The organism is Terriglobus sp. YAF25 (genome assembly GCF_052113305.1).
Lineage (GTDB): Bacteria > Acidobacteriota > Terriglobia > Terriglobales > Acidobacteriaceae > Terriglobus.
Genome location: NZ_JBFRCY010000691.1, coordinates 1 through 2,461 on the forward strand (window position 1 = coordinate 1; position 2,461 = coordinate 2,461).

Consider the following 2,461-nt stretch of genomic DNA (forward strand, 5'->3'; position numbering starts at 1 on the left):
TGGCTGGCGCCATGCATCATCAGATGTGGCAGAAGCGATTCGCGACGCAATACCGGGAAAGAGATACCTGGCGAAATTTCCACCTGCTCCAGTTCTTGAAGGACGCGAGGGCCCGGGTCGATGTCGGAATTGTCAAACAAACGCCAGTGAAGCTCTACCGTAATTCCATGTTTGGGGTAGACGTAAGAGAAGTGATGTCGCAGGTTAAACCACGCCTTCCGTAACTGTGGCGTTAGCTCTCTATCCGGCTCCACGCGTTTCAGGCCCGCTTGCAGCAAGATGCTCTCCGCGGTTTCGAAATCATCAGGAGCGACCAGAAGGTCAATATCGCGAGTCTGGCGAACTGAGTTGTCGCCGTAAAGCTGCTGGCTCAGCGGGATTCCTTTGAGGACGGCATACCGTATATCGCTATTACTGAACTGCTTGTCCAACTGCGACAGAAGGGCAATGCAGCTAAGGTTTCCGAGGATGCTGGCGCGGGCCCGGGCAGAAAGTGTCTGATGYACCTGTTCCGGTATTCTGGTCACCGGCTTCAGCGCGCGGTGCGCTAAACCAGGGATGCGATGGCGTTTAACCAGAGCAAGGAATTCAGACCACTCCGCCTGAGCGTCCGCAAGCCGCTCTACACGCGGCATATCAAGCGGCCAGGCACAACACGCCACCGCCAGTTGGAATGCAACGCTCTGCTGCTGTAGAAACGGCGTTTTCGGCGAATGGCCCCTGTTACCTGACACAATGCCTATTTTAGCTGCCAAAGTTCGATGCTGTGGACGAGGAGGTTAGCGGCCCGGGACTGTATCGAGGGCAATCTCTTCAAAGGTGAGGTTTTCCGCTGGATGCCCGGTCTGTTCTTTCCATGAGAGAAACAGCCTGCCGTAGCTCTCAGTAGTCGAGTCCTCTGAGGGAATCCCCAGGCCGGCGAGCATGGCATCGATCCAAGCGGGAGAGCCCTCGAGCTCCGCCCATGTGCCGATCGGAGTCTCATCAATCACCACATGGCTTCCGCTCTCCGCATGCAGCCATTCTTCTCGGTATTTCTCGTACCGGAAGGCGGGCAGATATCCCAGATGCTCAAAGACTTCACCGAGAGCGGGGCCATTGGCCACCTCGGTTTCCGTCTCATAGCGCAGTTTGAAGCGCAGGTCGAGCAGGTTGTCGTCGGTTGGAGGGCGTTTGTAGGTCAGCGTCCATCGGCCGTCATAGCTGCGAATACGGAGAATCTGCTTTTGCTCACGCAGGGAACGACCTGGCGTGTCGTAAAGCGTGTTCTGCTCGAACGTGCGAGGAGTAAGCAGCGTAAGGCCGAGAGAAGGAAGTTGGGCACGGAGCTTATCCGAAGAACGGACAGCGAACTTCAGCTCGATCTCGGCTGAGGACATGGTGGAAGTATAGGCCTGTTTGTCCGCTGGAAGCTACGATGAGGAGGTGGATTTTGTGGGAACAACAGAACGGCTTCAGGAAACCGCCGGCGGTATCTCCCGGGCAGCGGAGATCCTGCGACGAGGCGGGACGGTTGCTTTACCGACTGAGACGGTCTACGGGCTGGGTGCGAACGCTCTCGATCCAAAGGCGGTCGCTAAGATTTTTACGGCCAAGGAACGTCCGGGATGGGATCCCCTGATCGTCCATGTGGCCGATGAGGCGATGCTGCGGCTTGTCGTTCGGGAGATTCCTCCCGCGGCCCTTCGGTTGATGAAGGCTTTCTGGCCAGGCCCGCTAACGCTGCTGCTGCCGAAGTCCGATGCCGTTCCGGACCTGGTGACAGCCGGTCGGTCTCTGGTGGGGGTCCGGATGCCGCGTCATCCCGTGATGTTGCAGGTGATTCGAGAGGCAGGCGTCCCCGTAGCCGCTCCCAGCGCCAATCGCTTCGGAAGAACCAGCCCGACGAGCGCCGCGCACGTCCTGGAGGACCTGGAAGGCCGTATCGACGCCGTTCTCGACGGTGGCGCAACCGAAGTTGGGGTGGAGTCGACGGTCGTCGACCCGTGCCAGACTCCGATGGTGGTCTACAGGCCAGGCGCTGTGACGCTGCAGATGCTTGAGGAGACTGCGGGGCCTGCCGTACGGTATGAGCCGCCGGCGATGACGCAAAGCCCGGAGAGTCTACCCTCCCCGGGAGTGGGAATCCGTCACTATGCTCCTCGGGCCCGGGTCGTGCTGGTCAGGGATCAAGCGGAACTGCAGGAGATAGTGGCCTCGCTGAAACCAGAGCAGACCGGTGTGTTGTTACCCACAGGGTGGACATCCGGGGGACAGACATTTGATTGGGGAAGCACACCGGAGGAGATGGCGCACCGGCTCTTTGCCGGCCTGCGCGACCTGGATGCCCGCGGAGTGACCTCCATCGTCTGTCCACTGCCGCCGGAACAGGGAGTCGGAGCAGCTCTTCTGGACAGACTGCGGAAGGCAGCCCGAGTGAGTTAAAGAAGGGTCGACGTAGGAACTTCGCTGGCTTTATAGA

At 59.4% G+C, this 2,461-nt stretch carries 3 protein-coding genes; 1 reads left to right on the forward strand and 2 read right to left on the reverse strand.

The features are described from left to right. The coding region (locus AB4043_RS22405) for a nucleotidyltransferase domain-containing protein (protein WP_442308143.1) at positions 1-734 on the reverse strand (734 nt) is incomplete at its 3' end. 45 nt (positions 735-779) lie between these two features. After that, positions 780-1,379: a class IV adenylate cyclase gene (locus AB4043_RS22410; protein WP_442301292.1), complete on the reverse strand. Its 600-nt coding sequence runs from the start codon at positions 1,377-1,379 to the stop codon at positions 780-782. A 55-nt stretch (positions 1,380-1,434) separates the two neighbouring features. Here AB4043_RS22410 and AB4043_RS22415 point away from each other — a divergent pair, with 55 nt between their 5' ends. After that, positions 1,435-2,424, forward strand: a complete 990-nt coding sequence (locus AB4043_RS22415) for an L-threonylcarbamoyladenylate synthase (RefSeq protein WP_442301293.1) — start codon at positions 1,435-1,437, stop codon at positions 2,422-2,424. Positions 2,425-2,461: the final 37 nt, after the last annotated feature.

Bases quoted from the DNA above. Each gene is read 5' to 3' on its own strand.
- AB4043_RS22410 (WP_442301292.1), bottom strand. From the start codon at position 1,379: ATGTCCTCAGCCGAGATCGAGCTGAAGTTCGCTGTCCGTTCTTCGGAT.